Source organism: Vibrio sp. 10N.247.311.14 (assembly GCF_041467715.1).
In the GTDB taxonomy this organism is placed as follows: Bacteria; Pseudomonadota; Gammaproteobacteria; order Enterobacterales; family Vibrionaceae; genus Vibrio; species Vibrio crassostreae_C.
In genome coordinates this window covers 1-14,337 of sequence record NZ_JBFSVE010000055.1, presented here as the reverse complement: position 1 = coordinate 14,337, position 14,337 = coordinate 1, and the positions used below count along the sequence as shown (strand labels likewise).

Genomic DNA, 14,337 nt, shown 5'->3' with positions numbered 1-14,337 from the left:
CGATTTGAAATCGAGCAATTGTAAATTATCAACACTTAGTTGATTTGTGAAGGTGGTACGCCGAATGTGGTTTTGAATGCTTTGGAGAAGTGTGCTTGATCATAGAAGCCTACTTGGTGCGCGACCTTAGTACCACAGATCCCAGATTTAATCAGGCGCATGCTCTGTTCCATACGCAAACGGCTCAGCCACGCGTAAGGGGTGATACCCATTCTGTTCTTAAAGTGGCGTTGGAATTGAGTTGTGGTTAAGCCGCACAGCTCAGACAGTTGTTCTAATCGCACTGGCTGATCCAAATTCGCCATCAAATAGTCTTTGAGTGTATCAATCGATTGATTGCCCAGTTTGATGTCACTCTTCGATCCAAATTTGGCATAACGATCGACGATCGTCGAGAATCCCTCGAATGGTAAGCAATCTTGAGCGAGTTGGCTGATGTTTTGAGTTATTAAAAGACGGTGTAGGTTACACAATTGTAAAAACGCAGCTTGATCGGAGAGGATCAACTCTGAAAAGCCTAATGTGTGACCATTTTGCTTGGGATCGGCAAGATCTTGAAACCATTGGGGAGAAACTGCAAACACGCTGACTTGATAACCTGAATCGAGTTTGGAGTGCCCATCATGCAGCTCATCAGGTGGCATGATAACAACTTGGCCAGCTCCGACATGGTGACTCGCACCTTGATAGACAAACTTTTGTTGGCCTTTTGTTATTAAGCCAATGTGAAAGTCCAAATGATAGTGGCGCTGAAAGGCAAACTCTTGGTATTGAGCTTGGATCAGGCTGATATCTTCTGTTGGGGTAGAGTAGTAGTGGACTTTATCCATGGTACAAAAAAGCTTGGTTAAATAGTCATCAATTCAACCAAGCTTATCTTCGTCACTTGCAGTTGTCTTGTAAAAAACGATCAGTTCTTTTGTTTAGCTTGTTTGTTCTTCTTGTTGTTACTCAAACCATCAAAGCTGAATACCACTAATGCCCCCCAAATAAAGGCAAAGGTAACAGCTTTGTCTGACGTAAAGGCTTCACCATAAATCAGCACGGCCAATAAGAACATTAAGCTTGGACCGATGTACTGGAAGAAACCCAGTGTCGATAGTTTTAATCGCGTAGCTGCACCCGTAAAACACAGTAAAGGGATGGTTGTAATCACACCAGCAGCAACCAGTAATAGGTTGAGCTGCATCGGGTTCATTGATAAGTCTGAGGTTGGACTATCGGCAATAAACAGTAAGTAGGTTGCGGCGAGAGGCAGCATCACCAGAGTTTCAATGAACAGACCCGTTTGTGCTTCTAAGCTGACTTTCTTACGCAGCAAGCCATAAAAGCCAAAGCTAAAGGCTAGGGCAATGGCGACGATCGGTACTGAGCCGAAGGCAATTAATTGGATTAATACGCCAATCGCAGCAAGAGCCACAGCAAACCATTGCAGCTTACGTAAGCGTTCGCCAAGGAAGAGCATCCCAAGTAACACGTTAATCAGAGGGTTGATGTAATACCCCAAACTGGCATCGAGCATGTGATTGGAATTCACCGCCCAGATAAAGATCAGCCAGTTAGCACCCACCAAAATAGACGTCGCTACCAAATAGAGCATTTTTGGTTTTGAGGTCAAGGTGTCGCGGACTTTACGCCAGCTGCGGCCAATGTGCAGTAAGAAAGCGAGTAGGAAAAAAGACCATACTACACGGTGGCTGAGGATCTCTAACGGGGAAACGTCACTTAAAGATTTGAAATATATAGGGGCGATACCCCACATTGTGTAAGCGCCGACGGCAAGCAAAACTCCTTGGCGCGTACGTTGTTGTTCTTCCTGTGTCATGCATCTTTCTCTAGCACTGAGTGCTTATTAATAAGATTTATAAGAGAGTTGGTCAGTATAGGAGCGATAACCCTTTTCACCTAACAATTTGCGGTTTAATTCGCCAGCGTTCCCCTCTACAATGTGCGACTTGCTTGCCGAAGATGCTTGCTGATTTCATACCTCGATTAGGAACCACAATGACCGCCACTCTGATTGCTGAGCAAATACCAACTCCCGCGAATGATGCGCAAACCATCTTGCAAGATGTGTTCGGCTATCAAAGCTTTCGCGATGGTCAGCAAGAGGTCATTGATTTGGCCGTTGAAGGCAAAGACAGCTTGGTGATTATGCCAACCGGTGGTGGTAAATCTCTGTGTTACCAAATTCCGGCTTTGGTTCGTGAAGGGCTGACTCTGGTTATCTCACCGCTGATCTCGTTGATGAAAGACCAAGTCGACCAATTGAAGGCCAATGGTGTTGCCGCTGAGTGTATTAACTCTTCAATGCCACGTGACCAATTGCTGAATGTGTTCAATCGTATGAACTCAGGTCAGCTGAAAATGGTGTATGTGTCACCAGAGCGTGTGTTGATGCGTGATTTTATCGAGCGTCTTCAAGGTTTACCGCTTTCGATGATTGCAGTCGATGAAGCGCACTGTATCTCTCAATGGGGTCACGACTTCCGCCCTGAATACGCATCATTAGGTCAGCTTAAACAGTATTTCCCGCATGTGCCTTACATGGCGCTCACAGCAACCGCTGATGATGCGACGCGCAAAGATATTATCTCGCGCTTACAGCTCCTGGACCCGCATACTTACTTAGGCAGCTTTGATCGCCCTAATATTCGCTACAACTTGGTTGAGAAGCACAAACCCGTGTCACAGGTGGTTCGCTACCTAGAAACACAAAAGGGCAATTGCGGCATCATCTACTGTGGTAGCCGTAAGAAAGTGGAGATGGTGACCGAGAAGCTGTGCAATAACGGTATTCGCGCCGCGGGTTATCACGCTGGTATGGACACCGATGAGCGTGCTTACGTTCAAGAAGCCTTTCAACGCGATGATATTCAGATCGTGGTCGCGACTGTGGCTTTCGGTATGGGCATCAACAAACCCAACGTACGTTTCGTGGTGCACTTTGATATCCCACGTAATATCGAGTCTTACTATCAAGAGACAGGCCGTGCAGGTCGTGATGGTTTGCCTGCTGAAGCGATGATGTTGTTTGACCCGGCTGATATGGGTTGGCTGCGTCGTATGCTAGATGAGAAAGAAGAAGGCCCACAGAAACAAGTTGAGATGCACAAGCTGAATGCGATGAGTGCCTTTGCTGAAGCGCAAACGTGTCGTCGTCAGGTTCTGCTTAACTATTTTGGCGAATATCGCGAGAAGCAATGTGGCAACTGCGATATCTGCTTAGATCCACCAAAACACTTTGACGCGACCCAAGAAGCACAGAAGGCGTTGTCTTGTGTGTACCGTGTGAATCAGTCATTTGGTATGGGCTACGTGGTCGAAGTAATGCGAGGCATGCAGAACATCCGTGTCCGCGATAATGGTCACGATAAGCTATCTACCTACGGTATTGGCCGCGATCACAGTCATGATTACTGGATCAGTATCTTCCGTCAGCTGATTCATAAAGGCTTGCTGTTCCAGAACATCACTCGTAACTCAACTTTACAGCTAACAGAAGAAGCCCGCCCGCTGCTGCGCGGTGAGATGTCTTTGGAATTGGCTGTTCCTCGTTTAGATACAGCGGTGCGTAATGCTAAGTCCGATAAGTTAAGCAGCAAGAATTACGATAAGAAGCTGTTTGCGAAACTGCGTAAGCTGCGTAAGTCGATTGCTGATGAAGATGGCTTGCCACCATATGTGGTATTCAGTGACGCGACCTTGATTGATATGGCTGAAATACTACCTACTTCATACGGAGAAATGCTGGCAGTCAACGGTGTCGGTCAACGTAAACTCGATAAGTACGCAGACCCATTCCTAGATCTGATTCAAGAACACATCACCACACACGGCTAGTTTGCGAGAAACGTCTAACTAATAGAAAAAGAATAAGGTTGATAGGGACATGACAACACAAACAGAATTTGGCTTAAGAGAGTATTTAGCTGAGGAAGGGCGTTTATTGATTACGTCTCCAAGTTTTGATTTTGATTCTTATGAAGTGCTAGGTGAAAAGCTGGTGGCGTTGTTGTCAGCGTCAGTTGTTGAAAAGCAATGGGACGCCGATATGCATTCTTGGTTGATTGATTTTGAAGATTGCCGAATGTTCTTAAAGTCCGAACATTACAGTGAATCAATTTGGTTTGAGTCGTTAAACGCTGAAGAAAGCCGAGAAGAGTTTGATTATCTCGCGACGCTTTTCAAGCGCGGTTTTTAACTTTTGGCATCTCTTCTAAAACACAGCTTCTAGAGCTATTCACCAATAAAAGTGAGAATAAACGTTTGCGTTTGTTCTCACCGTTGCAGCCAATATTGATTAATGTATAATCGCCCGCCGCTCAGCAGAGCAATTTTTAGATACATTTTTTAATTCACATTATTGGTAAGAGCTTTCTTGGATTATTCGAAGAAATGACTCGATTTGGGTTCCCTCACCCCCAAACCAAACTAAAAAGGTACAGCATGAGTAACTTTACCCCTGCGCAACAGCGCAAAGCCTTAGCACTATTAGTTTTGTTCCATTTGGTGATTATTGCGTCAAGCAACTATCTGGTTCAGCTACCTTTTACCGTCTTCGGTATGCACACCACTTGGGGTGCTTTCACTTTCCCGTTTATCTTCCTAGCGACCGATCTGACCGTACGCATTTTTGGCGCGCAGCTTGCCCGTAAAATCATTTTCTTAGTGATGCTACCAGCTCTGGCCGTTTCTTATTTCTTGTCAGTGGTGTTCTTTGAAGGTTCATTCCAAGGCTTTAGCCAACTAGGTGAGTTCAACTTGTTTGTTGCACGTATCGCCGCGGCGAGCTTCATGGCTTATTTACTGGGTCAGATCTTGGATGTACATGTTTTTAACCGCCTACGTCAGCTTAAACAGTGGTGGGTAGCCCCAACATGCTCAACGTTATTCGGTAATGCCATTGATACCATCGCATTCTTTGCGATTGCTTTCTACCAAAGCCCAGATCCATTTATGGCCGAGCATTGGACTGAGATTGCCTTAGTCGATTACGGATTCAAACTTATCATCAGCTTAGGCTTGTTCGTGCCTATGTACGGCGTGCTTCTTAACTACATTGTTAGAAAGCTAACCGCAGTGAACCCTGACTTTAAAGCGACAGGCGTGAACGCTTAAGTTTGAGATTTGTAACACAAAGCATTAATGCAGCGATAAGAAAAAGCCCAAGTTAGTCTACTAACTTGGGCTTTTTTTAATTTCTAGCGTCAGATACTAATATCAGAGGCATTTAATATTCAATGGCCAGCCAATATCGGTTTGTCTATTCGACTCGATCTCTAGCTCTGCAGCGGTCAGCGGATTGTCAGCTAACCATTGCTTAGAAAGCGTTAGGGTTAGATTGTTGTCATTCGTCGTCAGTTTGAACTCAGGCTCTAGCGCTGGGTTACGACGGTGGGTCAGCAAAATAGCTAAACGCAGAATACGTAAAATACGCTTGCTGCTGGTGCCTGAGATAGCGTGTTGCTCTGGTAATGAGGTTAACTGTTCACGGTAGCGACGAGTTAACTCACCCAAGTAGTGCTTTTGCGCTCGAGTAAAGCCAGGTAGGTCTAAGTTTTGCAGCAGATAAGCGCTGTGCTCACCGCCTTTTTTGAAATCGATGGTTAAACCAATCTCGTGAAGCTTAGCTGCCGTTTGCAATAGCACACCAGCTTGAGGTTCTGAAACCCACGCTTCGGCGCCCGCTTGGTCTAGCAGCGTTTGTGCGACTACAGCAACTTGTTCACCGTAGCTTACGTCCATTTGGTAGCGTGATTGAACACTCTTAATGGTACGCGCTCGGATATCTTCTTGGCGAAGCTCATCAACCATCTCGTAGGCTAGGCCTTCACGGAGTGCGCCGCCTGCGAGTGTCATTGAATCTATTTCAAGCAACTCAAAAATAGCAATAAGAATGGAAAGGCCACTCGGGAACACTAATGCGCGTTCAAGGGTAAGTCCTTCGATTTCTAGCTCTTCCAAGCGCTCAGTAATCATCGCTTGTTTCTGTAGACGCTTAAGTTTGGCATGAGTAATCACTTCATCCATGCCTTGCGCCAACATGATCTCTTGCAGTGCTTGAACGGTACCGCTGGCGCCCACACACACATCCCATCCGATATCAGTGTAGCTATCTAGGATAGGAGCCAACGTCGACTTCGCCGCTTCAATGGCGTTGTTAAAGTTGGTAGCGGTTAATTGGCGGTTTTTAAAGTGGCGCTCAAGCCAAGTAACACAGCCCATCTTTAGGCTGGTTAGTGCTTTCGCTGAGAAGCCTTCACCAATGATCATCTCGGTGCTTGCGCCACCAATATCAACAACCAGTCGGCGGCCGCTGCCACCAGAAGTGTGTGCTACGCCTTTATAGATAGTCGCAGCTTCTTCTTCTCCGGAGATAACATTGATGTCGTAACCAAGGATCTGGTTCGCTTTCTCTAGAAATATATCCACATTGATAGCAGTACGTAGGGTCGCTGTACCGACAATGCGGATATTTTCTTTCGGAATATCTTGAAGTCGCTCTGCAAAGAGACTCAAACAGTCCCAACCGCGCTGCATGGCTTCTGTACTAAGCGCATTATTTTCATCTAAGCCTGCAGCTAAACGCACTTTGCGCTTAATTTTAGCCATGGTTTGTACGCTGCCATCGATATGACGCACAACGAGCATATGAAAACTGTTCGACCCGAGGTCGATTGCAGCGTAAAGCGGGGGTGACACTGTTTGACTCATAAGCGACTAAGCTTCCTTGTTATGACGCGGTTGGCGTGGGCGACGGTTCTGGTTTGGTTTACGGTTCCCGTTGCGTGGGCCATTGTTGTTTGAGCGGCGTTGTTGCGGGTTACGTGTACGTAAGCGCAATGGTGCTGGTAGATCTTCTAGCAGTGCAGAAGCATCGTAGTCAGACACAGGGATCGCGTGCTCAATGTATTCTTCGATTGGTGGCAAGTTGATTGCGTAATCTTCACAAGCAAAGCTGATCGAGTGACCACTTGCACCAGCACGACCTGTACGGCCGATACGGTGAACGTAATCTTCACAGTCATCAGGTAGGTCGAAGTTGAATACGTGTGTTACTTGAGGAATGTGTAGACCACGTGCTGCAACGTCGGTTGCGACAAGCAGGTCAACATCACCTTTAGTGAATTGCTCAAGAATCTTTTCACGTTTCTTCTGAGGAACATCGCCAGTTAGCAGGCCAACACGGTGACCATCTGCAGCTAGGTGACCCCAAACAGACTCACATTTGTGCTTAGTGTTAGCGAAGATGATAGCGCGCTCTGGCCACTCTTCTTCAACTAGAGTCTGCAGCAGTGCCATTTTGTGTTCGTTTGATGGGTAGAACAGCTCTTCCTGAATGCGGTGACCTGTTTTACGCTCTGGCTCAACAACAACATGCTCTGGGTTGTGCATGTGTTCGAACGCTAGCTCTTGTACGCGGTAAGACAATGTCGCAGAGAACAGCATGTTCAGGCGATCTTTTGGCTCAGGCATACGGCGGAACAAGAAGCGGATGTCTTTGATGAAACCAAGATCGAACATGCGATCAGCTTCGTCAAGAACAACAGCTTGAATGTGGTTAAGGTTAAATACCTTCTGCTTGTAGAAATCGATGATGCGGCCAGTCGTACCAATTAAGATATCTGCGCCTTCTTCGATTTTACCTAGTTGCTTGTCGTAGCTTTCGCCACCGTAAGCAAGTGCTGCCTTGATACCTGTGCTTTCAACCAGAGAGTCAGCATCGTTGTAGATCTGAATCGCGAGTTCACGCGTTGGTGCCATAATAATCGCACGTGGCTGGTTAGGCTTACGCCCTTCATGCTCAGATGTTTTTAGCAGGTGGTTAAAAGTAGCAGTAAGAAACGCAAGCGTTTTACCAGTACCCGTTTGGGCCTGGCCTGCAATGTCTTGGCCGGTGAGCAGTACCGGGAGCGCCAAGGCTTGGATAGGGGTACAATAATCGAACCCTTTTTTCTCCAATCCTTCAATGACTTGCGGAAGTAAATCCAAGTCGGCGAACTTTTGCTCTGTGATATGCGTCTTTTTCATTGCTATAGAATATCAGCTTAAGCTTGCAATACGAAAGTAAATACATTCCAATAGGGCATCTATTTACTGGTTATCATCCAACCAGTTCTAAAAAATACATTGGAGTGGAAGATGAGTGATAAGATTTTGCAGCTAACTGATGACGGTTTTGATAACGATGTAATCAATGCTGCAGGCCCTGTTCTTGTTGATTTTTGGGCAGAATGGTGTGGTCCATGTAAAATGATTGCGCCGATTCTTGATGAAATCGCAGACGAGTACGAAGGCAAGCTCACAATCGGTAAATTAAATATCGACCAAAATGCTGGTACTCCACCAAAGTTTGGTATTCGCGGTATTCCAACGCTACTTCTTTTCAAAGATGGCGGCGTAGCAGCGACTAAAGTTGGTGCATTATCTAAAACTCAACTTAAAGAGTTCTTAGACGCTAACCTTTAATCAGGTCAGCATTTGAAAAGAAACCGTGCAGTTAACAAATGCGCGGTTTTGTTTTTTCTAAGCTATGGACTAGTCTTAGTTTTAGTGCTAATTTATCGCACGTTAATTGAACGAATTTCTCTTCTTGGTCGATCCTGTGACCAAATCCTTCTTAACTTAAGAAAACAGATCCTATTTTGACTAAACAAACTTCCACCACTATGAATCTTACTGAACTGAAGAACAGACCTGTGTCTGAGCTTGTTAAACTTAGCGAAAGCTTAGGTCTTGAAAATCAAGCTCGCCTAAGAAAACAAGACATTATCTTCTCCATCCTTAAAGCGCATGCAAAAAGTGGTGAAGACATCTTTGGTGATGGTGTTCTAGAAATTCTTCAAGACGGTTTTGGTTTCCTACGTAGCGCCGACAGTTCATACCTGGCTGGCCCAGATGATATCTACGTATCACCAAGCCAAATTCGTCGTTTTAACCTACGTACAGGTGACTCTATTGGCGGTAAAATCCGTCCACCTAAAGACGGTGAGCGTTACTTTGCACTGCTTAAAGTAAACACGGTTAACTACGACAAGCCAGACAACGCACGTAACAAGATTCTTTTCGAAAACCTTACTCCTCTTCACGCTAACGAACGTATGGTGATGGAAGCGGGTAATGGTGCGACTGAAGATATTACGGCTCGTATTCTTGACCTTGCATCTCCAATTGGTAAAGGTCAGCGTGGTCTGATTGTTGCTCCGCCTAAAGCGGGTAAGACAATGCTTCTGCAAAACATTGCTCAAAGCATTGCACGTAACCATCCTGAGTGTGAACTAATGGTTCTACTTATCGATGAGCGTCCAGAAGAAGTAACAGAAATGCAGCGTCTAGTTAAAGGCGAAGTAGTTGCTTCAACATTCGATGAGCCAGCATCTCGCCACGTACAAGTTGCAGAAATGGTTATCGAGAAAGCGAAGCGCCTTGTTGAACACAAGAAAGATGTAGTTATCCTACTGGATTCTATTACTCGTCTAGCTCGTGCTTACAACACTGTGATTCCTTCATCAGGTAAAGTTCTTACTGGTGGTGTTGATGCGAATGCTCTACATCGTCCAAAGCGTTTCTTCGGTGCGGCACGTAACGTAGAAGAAGGCGGTAGCTTAACGATCATCGCAACAGCACTGGTTGATACTGGTTCTAAGATGGATGAAGTTATCTACGAAGAATTCAAAGGTACAGGTAACATGGAACTGCACCTTAACCGTAAGATTGCTGAAAAACGCGTATTCCCAGCGATTGATTTCAACCGCTCTGGTACTCGTCGTGAAGAGCTTCTTACCAAGAACGATGAACTACAGAAGATGTGGATCCTGCGTAAGATTGTTCACCCAATGGGCGAAATCGACGCAATGGAATTCCTTATCGACAAGCTAGCAATGACGAAAACGAACGATGAGTTCTTTGACGCAATGCGTCGTCAGTAATATTGATTAGCTGATCGTATTTAATAAGCGCTGCCCTCGGGTGGCGCTTTTTATTTGCATTTTGTAGCGCCAGCTTGCAGAATGAGCAAAAGTGTTACAAGGACGTTAAAATGCAACATGGACTGTTGTCATCATTACTCCTGTCTACTTCACTGTTATTTTCACCGGTTGGTATGAGCTATGCCACCGAGATGTCTCCACTTACAGTAGAGTCTTGGCTTGAGAATGATCAAGTAAAACTGAAAACTGCTGAACTACTAGAGCTTGTCGTACGTGACGAAGTCAATTCGCTACGCTTTGCGCTTGAGCGCCTGACATTTCCCCAGCAAGAGGTGGCTCGTTACCAACTCTTGAAGAAGCTTGAACAGCAAAAAATCGTACTCACACCCAAGATGTCTATCTTCATCGAGCAGCAACTTGCTATCACGCCCACTTATCAAGTCTTAGAACGTGGCGATGGCTATGAGTTTACGGTACCTGCCTTTAATTACCCTTCAATTGCTAATCGCCTTATTAAACAATGGCGTCAAGATCAGAAGACATTGGTATTTGTGCTAGATGCAGAGAAACAGGAACTCGACCTAAAAGAGTGGTTATCTGGATCTGAACATCAAGTTCAAACGCGAGAAGCGTTGCTCATTAGAGAGCTAGACAGTTTGTCTCCTGAAGCGGTTGATTACCTAACTAAGCAACTCACCGCATCTTCTATTGTTAGTTGGTTACCTTCTACTGAGGTGGTGGTTCGATTAGCGCAAGTGAGCGAAGACCCAGAGGTTTACAAAATTCTATGGCGAATGAAGGCCGATTATCATAGCCAAGCTGAGCTAGTTCGCCTTGCTGAAACCAAACAAACGTTCGCGCTTGAACAGGTGATGGCAGCGACTAAGAACCCGCGTTTGAAAGATGAAGCGATTACTTTGCTTACCAAAGTTAACCCGTTATCAGAAGAGGTGAAGCTGTTCCTTGTCTCTAGGATGGCGATTGCTGATGAAGCACCATTAGTTGCGCGTGAACTCGCCAAACAAGGTCATACGCGATGGTTGCAAGATCTCGTCAATGATAACCCTCAGGTGAAGAGCTCTTTGATCGAGCAAGCATTACCGTAAAGTGGATTTTGCCTCTCAATAACCACACTAAAAAGGGGGACCTCAGCGTCACCCTTTTTGATATACTGAGCGCAGAATAATCAGCATGTAGAAGTCCTATGAGTTTTAAAGATTTACGTGATTTTATCGACCATCTTGAAAGTATTGGTCAGTTGAAACGCATTTCTCACCCAGTCGATCCAGACTACGAAATGACCGAGATTAGCGACCGTACTCTACGTGCTGGTGGCCCGGCTCTTTTGTTTGAAAATCCAGTAGGCTATGACATGCCCGTTTTGACCAATCTATTTGGTACACCTAATCGGGTTGCTATTGGTATGGGACGTCAAGAAGTCAAAGAACTGCGTGAAGTGGGCAAGTTGCTTGCTTACCTAAAAGAACCTGAGCCACCAAAAGGCTTTAAAGACGCTCTTGATAAACTACCTGTGTTTAAGCAAGTCTTAAACATGCCAGCTAAACGCCTTCGCAAAGCGGCTTGCCAACAAGTGGTATGGCAAGGCGATGACGTCGACCTAGATAAAATCCCTGTGATGAGCTGTTGGGCTGATGATGTCGCGCCATTGCTAACATGGGGTTTAACGGTTACTCGTGGTCCAAACAAGAAACGCCAAAACTTAGGTATCTATCGTCAGCAGAAGATCGGCAAGAATAAAATCATCATGCGTTGGTTAGCCCACCGTGGTGGAGCATTGGATCTGCGTGATTGGATGGAAACTAACCCTGGGAAACCATTCCCAGTATCGGTAGCGTTTGGTGCTGATCCTGCCACCATTCTTGGTGCGGTTACGCCAGTGCCGGATAGTTTATCTGAGTACGCGTTTGCAGGCTTACTACGTGGTAGTAAAACTGAGGTCGTTAAATCAATCAGCAACGACTTAGAAGTTCCCGCAAGTGCAGAAATCGTGATGGAAGGTTACATCGACCCGAATGAATTCGCAGATGAAGGGCCTTACGGAGATCATACTGGTTACTACAACGAGAAAGAAAAGCACCATGTGTTTACTATTACTCATGTAACCATGCGCGAGAACCCTATCTATCACAGCACCTATACTGGCCGTCCACCTGATGAGCCAGCGGTATTGGGTGTTGCGCTAAATGAAGTGTTTGTGCCTATTCTTCAAAAGCAGTTCCCAGAGATTGAAGATTTCTATCTACCGCCTGAAGGTTGTTCGTACCGAATGGCAGTCGTGACCATGAAGAAGCAATACCCAGGTCACGCTAAGCGAGTGATGATGGGTGTATGGTCTTTCTTACGCCAATTCATGTACACCAAATTTGTATTGGTGTGTGATGAAGATGTGAATGCACGTGATTGGTCTCAAGTAACCGCAGCGATGTGCGAACATATGGATCCGTCACGCGATAGCCTGATGATAGAGAACACGCCGATCGATTCATTGGATTTTGCCTCACCCGTGGTTGGGTTAGGTTCTAAGATGGGTCTAGATATTACTAAGAAGTGGGACGCAGAGTTAGCGTTATCGCCAGATGTCCAAACAGCACCTGTAAATAGTGAACATATAGAGGGTAGCTTGGCTGAGTTAACCAAGGTTCATCCTGAAATTATTGATGTTCACCTGCAAAACGACAATGCCAGCATGGTTGTGGTGTCTATTGATAAGCAAGCTGCCGGTAATGGTAAGAAAATCATGGAAGCGGTTTGGTCTCAATTTGATGAGAACAAGTTTGTTATCGTGTGTGATGGCGATGTCAATGTGAGTGATTGGAATGACATCATTTGGGCTGTAACGACAAGAATGGATCCGGTGAGAGATACGTTATTCCTGCAGAACGAAACTGGACACTCAAAAATGGGTCTCGATGCGACCAATAAGTGGGAAAGTGAATGCCTGCGTGAGTGGGGTGTACCAATAACAAAAGATCCTGATGTTGTGAAAAAGATTGATAGCATCTGGGAACAGCTAGGAATTTCATGAGCTACCAAGTAGTCTTATACCCAGAAAACATCAGTTTCACAGTAGAAAAAGGGCAAACGGTCTTGGATGCTGCGCTCAACAGCGATATCTATTTCCCAAACCGTTGCCAAGTTGGCGCATGCGCAATGTGTATGTGCAAAAAATTAGAAGGGCAAGTGAGTTACCACCTTGAACCCATGCTCACAGAGAAAGAGCAGCAACAAGGCTGGATTTTTGCTTGCCAAGCATTTGCAGAAAGTAATTTAGTTCTAACCTTTGCCGATTAAGGGTTAGTAAGAGGAAGAACATGACTATTAAATGTAAAGTGAAGTCTATCGAGCCTTTGGCTTGTAATACTTACCAAATCCTACTTCACCCAGAAACACCGGTCGCTTTTAAAGCGGGCCAGTACCTGATGGTTGAAATGGGCGAGAAAGATAAGCGCCCATTCTCTATCGCAAGTAGCCCTTGCCGCCACGAAGGTGAGCTTGAGCTGCACATTGGTGCTGCCGAGCACAACGCTTACGCACTAGAAGTGGTTGAAGCGATGAAGAAGGCACAAGCTGAAGATGGCGATATTGCGATTGATGCTCCACACGGAGATGCTTGGATCAAAGAAGAAAGCGATCGCCCTCTATTACTTATTGCTGGTGGCACGGGTTTCAGCTACGTGCGCTCTATTCTTGATCACTGCATCGCGCAAAATAGCTCGAAAGAGATCTACCTATACTGGGGCGCAAAAGATGAGTGCCAGTTATATGCTAAAGAAGAGTTGGTTGGCATTGCAGAAAAGCATAGCAATGTGCACTTTGTACCGGTAGTAGAAGAAGCACCGGAAGTTTGGCATGGCCAAACAGGTAATGTGCTTGAGGCTGTTATGCAAAGTTTCGAATCATTAGCTGATTTCGATATCTATATTGCAGGTCGTTTTGAAATGGCGGGCGCTGCAAGAGACCTATTTACTCAGAATAAAGAAGCAAAGCGTGACCATATGTACGCTGATGCTTACACATTTATCTAACAATACCCTTAGATTTTGAGCAAAAAGAGAGCAGAAATGCTCTCTTTTTTACGTTTAGGTGAACTATTAGGCAGTTAACCCCTATTTATTCATTTTTCATGAAAAAGTAGTTGCTAAGCTGAGAGGGTTCCCTATAATGCGACACCACTGAGACGGCAGACGCCACAAGGCTTCAGCAAGAATCAGTAAGACGGAAAGCGACAAAAAATTAATTTTCAAAAAGTGTTTGACACTGAATGTTAATTCGCTAGAATGGCCGTCCACTTCGAGAGGCTCCTTACTTAAAAGGAACGCTCAAGAAGTTAAGCTCTTTAACAATTTAAACCTATCAATCTGTGTGGGCACTCGTTGATGAATAT

General features: G+C 45.4%; 13 protein-coding genes. 9 read left to right on the top strand and 4 right to left on the bottom strand.

All coding sequences use genetic code 11. From position 1 onward, the window contains the following. Positions 1-35: 35 nt before the first annotated feature. Both AB6F11_RS17805 and rarD read right to left on the bottom strand, forming a co-directional pair. Entirely contained in the window at positions 36-830 is a 795-nt protein-coding gene (locus AB6F11_RS17805; protein ID WP_102393440.1) for an AraC family transcriptional regulator, read from the bottom strand. 80 nt (positions 831-910) lie between these two features. After that, positions 911-1,825, bottom strand: coding sequence for an EamA family transporter RarD (rarD, locus tag AB6F11_RS17800; protein WP_102393441.1), 915 nt, complete (start codon positions 1,823-1,825; stop codon positions 911-913). Between the two features lie 179 nt (positions 1,826-2,004). On the opposite strand from rarD, the gene recQ reads away from it, so the two are divergent. The 3 genes from recQ (at position 2,005) to AB6F11_RS17785 (ending at position 5,121) form a co-directional block, all read left to right on the top strand. Then, complete coding sequence (gene recQ / locus AB6F11_RS17795; protein WP_017065746.1) at positions 2,005-3,843, top strand: ATP-dependent DNA helicase RecQ; 1,839 nt, start codon at positions 2,005-2,007, stop codon at positions 3,841-3,843. A 49-nt stretch (positions 3,844-3,892) separates the two neighbouring features. Beyond that, entirely contained in the window at positions 3,893-4,204 is a 312-nt protein-coding gene (locus AB6F11_RS17790; protein ID WP_017061332.1) for a DUF3630 family protein, read from the top strand. 245 nt (positions 4,205-4,449) lie between these two features. Further along, positions 4,450-5,121, top strand: coding sequence for a 7-cyano-7-deazaguanine/7-aminomethyl-7-deazaguanine transporter (locus AB6F11_RS17785; protein WP_017061333.1), 672 nt, complete (start codon positions 4,450-4,452; stop codon positions 5,119-5,121). Positions 5,122-5,223: 102 nt separating this feature from the next. Here the strand turns inward: AB6F11_RS17785 and gppA are convergent, their stop codons facing one another. Together gppA and rhlB are read right to left on the bottom strand one after the other, a co-directional pair. Continuing rightward, positions 5,224-6,717 (bottom strand): guanosine-5'-triphosphate,3'-diphosphate diphosphatase, encoded by a 1,494-nt coding sequence (gppA, locus tag AB6F11_RS17780; protein WP_017062980.1) that lies wholly within the window; start codon positions 6,715-6,717, stop codon positions 5,224-5,226. 6 nt (positions 6,718-6,723) lie between these two features. Then, complete coding sequence (gene rhlB / locus AB6F11_RS17775; protein ID WP_017062979.1) at positions 6,724-8,034, bottom strand: ATP-dependent RNA helicase RhlB; 1,311 nt, start codon at positions 8,032-8,034, stop codon at positions 6,724-6,726. A gap of 111 nt (positions 8,035-8,145) precedes the next feature. On the opposite strand from rhlB, the gene trxA reads away from it, so the two are divergent. The 6 genes from trxA to fre all read left to right on the top strand — a co-directional run bounded on the left by trxA (position 8,146) and on the right by fre (position 13,978). Beyond that, positions 8,146-8,472 carry a thioredoxin TrxA gene (gene trxA, locus AB6F11_RS17770; protein WP_010440700.1) on the top strand — a complete coding sequence of 109 codons (327 nt, stop codon included), beginning with the start codon at positions 8,146-8,148 and terminating at the stop codon, positions 8,470-8,472. Between the two features lie 200 nt (positions 8,473-8,672). Continuing rightward, positions 8,673-9,932: a transcription termination factor Rho gene (gene rho / locus AB6F11_RS17765; protein ID WP_017062978.1), complete on the top strand. Its 1,260-nt coding sequence runs from the start codon at positions 8,673-8,675 to the stop codon at positions 9,930-9,932. A gap of 110 nt (positions 9,933-10,042) precedes the next feature. Then, complete coding sequence (locus AB6F11_RS17760; protein WP_017059249.1) at positions 10,043-11,038, top strand: hypothetical protein; 996 nt, start codon at positions 10,043-10,045, stop codon at positions 11,036-11,038. 98 nt (positions 11,039-11,136) lie between these two features. Further along, the gene (ubiD, locus tag AB6F11_RS17755) at positions 11,137-12,978 is read left to right on the top strand and encodes a 4-hydroxy-3-polyprenylbenzoate decarboxylase (protein WP_102393442.1); all 1,842 of its coding nucleotides are present in this window, start codon (positions 11,137-11,139) and stop codon (positions 12,976-12,978) included. Then, entirely contained in the window at positions 12,975-13,244 is a 270-nt protein-coding gene (locus AB6F11_RS17750) for a 2Fe-2S iron-sulfur cluster-binding protein (RefSeq protein ID WP_008224727.1), read from the top strand. Before ubiD ends, AB6F11_RS17750 begins: the two co-directional genes overlap by 4 nt. A gap of 20 nt (positions 13,245-13,264) precedes the next feature. Next, positions 13,265-13,978 carry an NAD(P)H-flavin reductase gene (fre, locus tag AB6F11_RS17745; RefSeq protein ID WP_102393443.1) on the top strand — a complete coding sequence of 238 codons (714 nt, stop codon included), beginning with the start codon at positions 13,265-13,267 and terminating at the stop codon, positions 13,976-13,978. The last annotated feature ends 359 nt before the right edge of the window (positions 13,979-14,337 follow it).

Excerpts from the sequence above, each read along its gene's own strand:
- AB6F11_RS17750 (WP_008224727.1), top strand. The coding sequence starts at position 12,975 with ATGAGCTACCAAGTAGTCTTATACCCAGAAAACATCAGTTTCACAGTA.
- AB6F11_RS17790 (WP_017061332.1), top strand. The coding sequence starts at position 3,893 with ATGACAACACAAACAGAATTTGGCTTAAGAGAGTATTTAGCTGAGGAA.
- fre (WP_102393443.1), top strand. The coding sequence starts at position 13,265 with ATGACTATTAAATGTAAAGTGAAGTCTATCGAGCCTTTGGCTTGTAAT.
- AB6F11_RS17785 (WP_017061333.1), top strand. The coding sequence starts at position 4,450 with ATGAGTAACTTTACCCCTGCGCAACAGCGCAAAGCCTTAGCACTATTA.
- gppA (WP_017062980.1), bottom strand. The coding sequence starts at position 6,717 with ATGAGTCAAACAGTGTCACCCCCGCTTTACGCTGCAATCGACCTCGGG.
- recQ (WP_017065746.1), top strand. The coding sequence starts at position 2,005 with ATGACCGCCACTCTGATTGCTGAGCAAATACCAACTCCCGCGAATGAT.
- AB6F11_RS17805 (WP_102393440.1), bottom strand. The coding sequence starts at position 830 with ATGGATAAAGTCCACTACTACTCTACCCCAACAGAAGATATCAGCCTG.
- rarD (WP_102393441.1), bottom strand. The coding sequence starts at position 1,825 with ATGACACAGGAAGAACAACAACGTACGCGCCAAGGAGTTTTGCTTGCC.
- rhlB (WP_017062979.1), bottom strand. The coding sequence starts at position 8,034 with ATGAAAAAGACGCATATCACAGAGCAAAAGTTCGCCGACTTGGATTTA.
- ubiD (WP_102393442.1), top strand. The coding sequence starts at position 11,137 with ATGAGTTTTAAAGATTTACGTGATTTTATCGACCATCTTGAAAGTATT.
- trxA (WP_010440700.1), top strand. The coding sequence starts at position 8,146 with ATGAGTGATAAGATTTTGCAGCTAACTGATGACGGTTTTGATAACGAT.
- AB6F11_RS17760 (WP_017059249.1), top strand. The coding sequence starts at position 10,043 with ATGCAACATGGACTGTTGTCATCATTACTCCTGTCTACTTCACTGTTA.
- rho (WP_017062978.1), top strand. The coding sequence starts at position 8,673 with ATGAATCTTACTGAACTGAAGAACAGACCTGTGTCTGAGCTTGTTAAA.